Source organism: Thermodesulfobacteriota bacterium, from assembly GCA_036397855.1.
Taxonomy (GTDB): Bacteria; Desulfobacterota_D; UBA1144; order Nemesobacterales; family CSP1-2; genus DASWID01.
In genome coordinates this window covers 1-6958 of the sequence record DASWID010000080.1, presented here as the reverse complement: position 1 = coordinate 6958, position 6958 = coordinate 1, and the positions used below count along the sequence as shown (strand labels likewise).

The 6958-nt window shown below is 41.0% G+C and carries 7 protein-coding genes; 5 read left to right on the top strand and 2 right to left on the bottom strand.

The features are described from left to right. Position 1 precedes the first annotated feature (1 nt). The gene (locus tag VGA95_06165; GenBank protein HEX9666131.1) at positions 2–289 is read right to left on the bottom strand and encodes a GYD domain-containing protein; all 288 of its coding nucleotides are present in this window, start codon (positions 287–289) and stop codon (positions 2–4) included. Between the two features lie 262 nt (positions 290–551). Between VGA95_06165 and speD the strand changes: the two genes are divergently transcribed. Beyond that, positions 552–935, top strand: coding sequence for an adenosylmethionine decarboxylase (gene speD / locus VGA95_06160; protein HEX9666130.1), 384 nt, complete (start codon positions 552–554; stop codon positions 933–935). A gap of 226 nt (positions 936–1161) precedes the next feature. Here speD and trxA read toward each other — a convergent pair whose 3' ends face one another. Further along, a complete protein-coding gene (gene trxA, locus VGA95_06155; protein ID HEX9666129.1) occupies positions 1162–1491 on the bottom strand; it encodes a thioredoxin in 330 nt (109 codons plus the stop codon). Positions 1492–2011: 520 nt separating this feature from the next. Between trxA and VGA95_06150 the strand changes: the two genes are divergently transcribed. From VGA95_06150 to VGA95_06135, 4 genes are all read left to right on the top strand, one after another. Further along, positions 2012–2626, top strand: coding sequence for a TetR/AcrR family transcriptional regulator (locus tag VGA95_06150; GenBank protein HEX9666128.1), 615 nt, complete (start codon positions 2012–2014; stop codon positions 2624–2626). 103 nt (positions 2627–2729) lie between these two features. Then, on the top strand, positions 2730–3011 hold the full coding sequence (locus tag VGA95_06145; protein ID HEX9666127.1) for a TetR/AcrR family transcriptional regulator C-terminal domain-containing protein: 282 nt from the start codon (positions 2730–2732) through the stop codon (positions 3009–3011). A gap of 22 nt (positions 3012–3033) precedes the next feature. Further along, positions 3034–4143 (top strand): efflux RND transporter periplasmic adaptor subunit, encoded by a 1110-nt coding sequence (locus VGA95_06140; protein ID HEX9666126.1) that lies wholly within the window; start codon positions 3034–3036, stop codon positions 4141–4143. Between the two features lie 138 nt (positions 4144–4281). Next, positions 4282–6958, top strand: a 2677-nt coding sequence (locus tag VGA95_06135; protein HEX9666125.1) for an efflux RND transporter permease subunit, incomplete at its 3' end; no start/stop codon positions are given.

Genomic DNA, 6958 nt, shown 5'->3' with positions numbered 1-6958 from the left:
TCTATCTCGATAGTTTTTTTTCAAATTTATCGATTGGTATTGCAGCGAGTGTCATTATCTTTACCGTACCGCGTGAACCTAGTTCGATAGACACCCTTGAAATGGTCTCATTGTTTGCTGCCTCTACTATATTTACAAAGTCGTAGGGTCCAAGAACGGCGTATTGTTCCAGCACCTTTACTCCCATCTTCTCAATTTCCTTATTTACCTCTTTAATCCTTTCGGGTCTCATCTTGATAGTTTTTCTTCCTTCATCTGTCAGTGTGCTGAGCATTATATATTTCCCCAACGCTTTTATCCTCCTTCAGGAAAGGTTTCAAACATGAGCTGCTTGCCTTGTTCTAAAGCTTACTTAGAAAATTGTCGTACACAAATTGCAGTTGAGAAGTCTTGTAGGATGTCAATGTTGAATATATTGAGGTGGAAACCAATAAGGCGGCTCAAGATCAATTAATAAGTACTTTGGCGTCATCGGTTTGACATTTTAGGTTTTAAGGTATAATCTAACCTCCCATAATCATGGGAAATAACTAAAAAAAGAGGAGGTAAGATTGAAGGCCCTAGGGAGGCATTTTTTGGTAGACTACCATAGGTGTGACCCTAAAGTATTAAACCACAAGGAAAAGATAAAAGAAGTTATGATAGAAGCGGCAGATATTTGTGGAGCGGCAGTGCTGGAGAGTTCATTTCACAACTTCTCTCCTCAGGGCGTTAGTGGTATGGTGGTCATTGCTGAGTCTCATATTGCGATTCACACCTGGCCAGAATTCGATTACGCTGCCGTAGATATATTCACTTGTGGTACTAAGGTTGATCCTTGGAAGGCATATCATCATATAAAAGTTTGCTTAGACTCCAGGGAGACTAACGTCCGTGAAATTGAAAGAGGTGAATTTACCCAGATTGAAAGTAGGGTAGTTCATGGGTCTATATAGATATGGATGATTGGTTGTGTGTCAAATGTAATTTTATAACTTTGTTAGAAAATATTGATTTTCTAGCAGATGGCCATTTGATTAATTTAAGGGTCTCACATATGGAATTGGTATCGATTGCACGATAGATGCTGAAGGGTGGGGTATATTCAAAACTCAAAATCGACTCGATAATTTATGAAACCTCCCGAGAATTCGGAGTTAACTTTTACTCTACGATTAACTATTAAAGAGCCTTATTTATTAATCTTTCAATTTCGGTCTTTGGTACTGCACCGATTACCTGTTCGAGGACCTGCCCGTTTTTAAAGATTATGATGGTTGGAATGCTTCTGATCCCGTACTTCATCGTGGTTTCATGATTTTCGTCCACATTAAGCTTGCCAAACTTGATTCGACCTGTGTATGAACTCGAAATCTCTTCGACTACAGGGGCTAAAATTCTGCAGGGCCCACACCATGGAGCCCAGAAATCTACCAGAACCGGAATGTCACTTTTTAGTACTTCACCGTCAAATATTGCGTCGTTCAAATCTAGGATTCCATTACGTGCCATTATATCCTCTCCATTAAGTTCAGTTAGGTAAAGAGTATTATATCTGATATTTACAATCCTATTCAAGACAGGATGCATATTGACAAGGAATCGACAGTTAATTAATCCACTATAATTGCCTCGAGAATTACCATTTTGTTTGACCTTATTACGGCCTTGTTAGATCGTATTGGATGTTCACTTGATTTTTAGATGGGTAAGGCCGATATCAATTTCCACGAATTCTCTCCTCGTGTATATCTACGTCATTTTCCGGAGGGTTTATCATTATATCTTGTAGGAAGAAGCTAAACTTATATAAAATTCCCGAATAAACTTTGAAACTACTGGAATAGGCTACTAGTCATAATCCTGCCCACTATGATAATGCAATCCTAATTTGAAAGTAGCTTATTTGGCGATAACTTCTCTATTACTTAGTATGTTTCCTTAATACAACTTTCGCTTCTTGACACCCGGCAAGTGTGATGTTAATTTATCTGTAAGTAAGTATTTACTTGCATTATACTGGGGGCGTTTAATGTCAACCGAAAGGGTGAAAGTAAACACAAGAGAAAAGATTCTCGAAACTGCAATTAAGCTCTTTTCCGAAAAGGGATTCAATGGCACAACTACGAAGGAGATTTCAGAATCGGCTGGGGTAAACGAGGCGCTGATCTTTCGCTATTTCAGGACAAAGAGAGATCTGTATAGCGCGATTATTGAGAGAAAAATCAAAGAAGAACCAAGACTTGAACTGCCCCTTGAAAGTTTTCAAGATACAATGGATGATTGGCAGATTTTCGAATCCCTTGCAAGAAGAATGTTTGAAAAGACAAGGTTGGACCCTGCGTTTATAAGGTTACTTTATTTCAGTGCTCTCGAAGGCCATGAGTTGTCATCCATGTTTTTTGAAACCTATGTACAGTATCTCAGAAACCTACTTTCTGATTATGTGCAAAAAGGAATTAGAGAAGGAGTATTTAAAGAGGTAAATCCTCTCCTCGCGGGGCGTGCTTTTATTGGAATGTTAGCAAATTACATAACAGCTCGGGAACTATTCGGAGAGACGGGAAAGCAGAGGTTCACAGACGAAGAAGTGGTCGAATGTTTTACTGATATTTTTCTTTATGGGATAAAAAATAAGCAAAAATAATGATCATATTTGTATTTAACAAACGACGACTTAATTAGACTATGCCTTTAAATCATCCAGAAGTATTTATGAAAATCGGAAGGACCCTGATTTTATAAGATTATTGCATTACAGTGCACTTGAGGGTCATGAATTATCGGATATGTTTTTTGATTCCTATGTAGAGTACATAAATATGTTGCTATCGGAATATATAAAAGATCGAATATCAGATGGAGCGTTTAAAAAAATTAATCCGATAGTTGCTGCGAGAGCTTTTATAGGTATGGTAATAAATTGTATAATTGTTCAGGAGCTATTTAGGGAGAAAAGAAAGAGAAGTATTAAACGGGAGGATGTAGTGGAATCCTTTGTGACAATTTTCCTTGAAGGTATGAAAATATAAATTATATGAATAAGAATTAAGTATGTTAAAGAAATTGAACATGAACCTAAATAAATTAAGTTTGCTCTCTTTGCTATTAGTTACAGCATTGATGATTATCGCAATTAATTCTCATGCTCAGGCACCACCGCCTGCACCTGTAGTGGTATCCGAAGTTAAAGAACAGACCCTTCAAAAACCTGTAACAATCGTAGGTGCAGTTCAACCACTCAAGAGGAGCACGATAGCGAGCGAAATAGCCGGTCTCGTTGAGGATTTCCCCGTAGAAGAGGGTGACGTTGTTAAGAAGGGTGATCTGCTGGCCAAGTTGCGTACGGAATCACTTGAGATTGATCTTCGTGAAGCAAAGGCTCAAAAGGCTGAGGCCGAAGCCCGTTACCGCCTTGCGAAGAGAAACCTGGAGCGTTTTCAAGAACTCTATAAGAAGGGGGTCGCATCTTTACAGCAGCTCCAGGACACAGAGACTGAGAAGGATGCTATGTCAGCAAGATTATCTCAGCTTGAAGCCCAAATAGATAATCACGATTATGACCTCGCTAGATCCAACATAGTTGCGCCGTTTGATGGATATATAACCGCTGAACATACGGAAGTAGGGCAATGGATTGTAGTTGGAGGGCCCGTGGTTGAGCTTATAGATATAAATACAGCTGAAATTGATGTGGATGTGCCTGAACGTTATATAAGTCAGATTAGGTTGGGCGACTATGCAGATGTAATTTTTGATGCATTACCTGATTTATTGATCGGAGGGAAAATAACATCTATAGTTCCACAGGCTGATAGAGAATCAAGAACTTTCCCTGTTAAGGTCGTGGTTGATAACAAAGACGGGTTGATAAAGAGTGGTATGGTTGCTCGAGTATCTTTTTTAATCGGGGAACCATCTCTAGTAAAGCTTGTTCCTAAAGATGCAATCGTAGAGCAAAATAAGAGCAACTTTGTTTACGTCGTAAATGACGGGTCTGCCTCGCCAGTACAAGTCAATACGGGTATCGCAATCAGGGATCTCATACAGATAATAGGACCGGTTGAAAAGGGACAACTAATTGTTATACGTGGTAATGAAAGGCTCAGGCCAAATCAGCCAGTCAAAATAGTGGATCAAAATGGAGCCGAGATAAAGGATTAAAGGCGATCCAGGAAACAAGATAAATAATCTGCTAAAAAATTTTTCTAGAATCATGAATCGTGTATCGTGCATCATGGATCATAAAACCAGCATAGTGAATCTCCTAGATTTACACTTGCGAATTGGGATTGATAGATTATGAAACTAGTTGACACGTCAATCAAAAAGCCAGTAAGTGTTATTGTAGGTGTTTTATTTGTGATTCTTTTCGGATTTATTTCCCTTTTTAAAATCCCCGTCCAGCTAACACCCGATGTTGAAAAACCAAGAGTAACTGTTGATACAAGATGGGAAGGATCCAGTCCCCAGGAGGTGGAAACAGAGATTGTTCGTAGGCAGGAGGACGAGCTAAAAACGGTCGAAGGCGTGGTGGAGATGACCAGCGAGAGCTCTGATGGAAGTGGTACCGTTGTACTGGAATTTCTTATAGGTACCGATATAGACGCTGCACTTGTTGATGTATCGAATAAGCTGAATCAGGTAAGGGAATTTCCCGATGATGCTGATAGGCCCGTTATCAGCAGTGTCGATGTACGGGGAAGCGCAATGGCATGGTTTATATTAAGACCATTACCAGGCAATGATCTTGACATAAATATATTCCATGACTTTGCGGATGATTTTATAAAGCCCAGGTTTGAACGTGTACCCGGAGTGGGTTCGTCAAATGTGTTCGGCGGACGCGAGCGTGAGATGCAGGTTATCGTGGATCCTGATGCACTGGCTGCAAGGGACATCACCTTACTGGAGATGGCGCAGGCAGTTGATAAGGAGAATGATAACTATAGCGCTGGTGATTTCGATGAAGGGAAAAGAAGATATATCGTACGAACAATTGGCGAATATAAATCTCCTGATGATATTGAGGACGTTATTATAACTCGGAAGAATGGCGCACCTGTTTATGTCCGAGATGTGGCAAAAGTAAACCTCGGATACAAGGATCCTGACTATGCGGTAAGACAAAACGGCGAGCCAGCAATAGCGATAAACGCTGTCAAAGAAAGCGGGGCCAATGCGATTGAGGTTATGGATGGGCTTCGTCAGGCGATGAATGAGTTAAATAGAGGACTCCTAAAAGAAAAGAAATTAGAGCTCTTTAACGTGTATGACGAAACAAACTATATCAGGAGTGCGATCGATCTTGTCAAAGAAAATCTCATAATTGGCGGTTTTCTAGCCATTGCTGTTCTTTTGCTCTTTCTCAGGAGTGGAAGCAGCACGCTCATTATAGCTACAGCCATTCCGATTAGCGTCATTGGCACCTTTGTTGTCATGGCTTTTTTGGGCAGGACGATAAATGTTATAAGCCTTGCCGGTATGAGTTTTGCAGTGGGGATGGTAGTCGATAATTCGATTGTCGTCTTAGAGAATATCTACCGTCATATGCAGATGGGGAAATCGCGTATAAAGGCTTCCTATGATGGAACTGTTGAGGTGTGGGGAGCTGTGCTCGCAAGCACGCTCACAACTGCGGCGGTCTTTATACCGGTCATCTTTATTAAGGAACAAGCCGGTCAATTATTTCGAGATATAGCGATAGCAATAAGTGTGTCTGTTATTCTGAGTCTTATTGTATCAATTACGGTTATCCCGGCTGCATCTGCTAAAATCCTAAGCATAGCAAAAGAAACAAAAAGGGCCGCGTTTAATAATCTCTGGGGCTTTGCACGTATAGGAAAGGATATTTCAGATGGAATCGCAACTATTGTTCGAAGAATTATTGAAGACTCTAAGACACGTATCGTCGTTGTTTGTGTTTTTACTATTGGTTCACTTTTTCTTAGCTGGCTGATGATACCAAAAGCGGAATATTTACCCGAGGGGAACCGCAATCTTTTATTTGGAATCCTTCTACCTCCTCCTGGATATAATATCGGTGAATTCACCAAAATTGGAAAAGAAATAGAAAGCGACTTAAGACCATATTGGGAGGCAGAGGTTAATTCTCCGGAGGCAAAGAATCTTGACGGTCCCCCTATCCAACACCTCTTCTATGTGGCAAGGGGGCGACAGGTGTTCATGGGGGCACGCGCTAAGGAACCAGATAAGGTGAGAGGCCTCATTCCCGTAATGCAAAAAGTCCTGAGTAAAATTCCCGGTATGATAGCTATTGTCAGTCAGTCCAGTATTTTTCAGAGGGGAATAGGTGAAGGACGTTCGATCAATATTCAACTCACTGGTCCTGACCTGGATAAGCTCGTTGGTCTTGGTCAGAAGATCTTTTTCAGTGCGATTCAGAAAATACCAGGCTCACAGGTACGGCCTATTCCAAGTCTCGATCTGGGCAACCCAGAGGTGCAGGTTGTAACAGAACGTGTCCGGGCATCTGACGTAGGGGTTACAAACGAGGGACTTGGTTTCATGGTCAACGCTCTTGTGGATGGGGCAAAGGTAAGTGACTATCAAATCGAAGGCGATGAAATTGATCTTGTGCTTCGGGGTGAGGATAAGTATTCAAATCGAACACACCAGATTGAAGATCTTATGGTTAATACCGATAGTGGTAAGATGGTCAATGTAGGTTCGGTTGCTGATGTAATAGTTACCACTGGTCCCGAGCAAATTAATCACTATGAACGTCAGAGGACGATTGCAATTCAGGTAATACCACCCGAGAAAATGCCGCTCGAAAGTGCGATAGACACTATCAATAGCGAAATTCTGGACCCGCTTCGTAGCAGTGGCGAACTCGGGGGTTCTTATAGTGCAATCTTAACTGGTACCGCCGATGATTTAACCGTTACTCGTAAGGCCCTTCAGTGGAATTTTGTACTTGCTGCTGTAATTGCTTATCTTTTGATGTGTTCGCTAT

Coding starts and splice junctions, on each gene's coding strand:
- trxA (HEX9666129.1), bottom strand. CDS start 1,491: ATGGCACGTAATGGAATCCTAGATTTGAACGACGCAATATTTGACGGT.
- VGA95_06150 (HEX9666128.1), top strand. CDS start 2,012: ATGTCAACCGAAAGGGTGAAAGTAAACACAAGAGAAAAGATTCTCGAA.
- VGA95_06140 (HEX9666126.1), top strand. CDS start 3,034: ATGTTAAAGAAATTGAACATGAACCTAAATAAATTAAGTTTGCTCTCT.